The sequence below is a fragment of the Sheuella amnicola genome, assembly GCF_010499255.1.
Lineage (GTDB): Bacteria > Pseudomonadota > Gammaproteobacteria > Burkholderiales > Burkholderiaceae_B > Zwartia > Zwartia amnicola.
Map to the genome: position 1 here is coordinate 1 of NZ_JAAGRN010000032.1, position 395 is coordinate 395.

General features: G+C 46.1%; 1 protein-coding gene. It reads left to right on the top strand.

Going from position 1 to position 395, the window contains the following annotated elements:
- On the top strand, positions 1 to 237 hold a 237-nt coding region (locus G3I67_RS14945; RefSeq protein ID WP_203583693.1), incomplete at its 5' end, for a hypothetical protein.
- Positions 238 to 395: the final 158 nt, after the last annotated feature.

Sequence of the window (395 nt, forward strand, 5' to 3'; positions counted from 1 at the left end):
GCCCGACGCTCTCGCCGGGTCTTGGTGCTAATGGGCGGTTTACTAGTCATCGTGTCCACAATCTCCTATCGCGGACACTATCGCGGTTTGCTAAACCCGGCTCAAGATGACTTCACCGGACGCATACGATCAGTACGCAGGTGGGCTAGTACATCTTCAAGCAATCGATCATTCGAGGATTTAATGCTTTGTGAGACTGGTAATGTGAGCTGGACCGGTTCAACAACTACTGTGTGATAGTCAGGGGAATGTACTTTCCGTAGCCAAATTGTCAACGGCAATTGAATTTTGATACAGTTTTTCCGACATCGGCAATTGAATATTGATACACCAGTTTGTCATGTTATTTATTTTGCTAGTCTCGATTAGACTGCCAAGCTCTCCTTTTCAGTAGT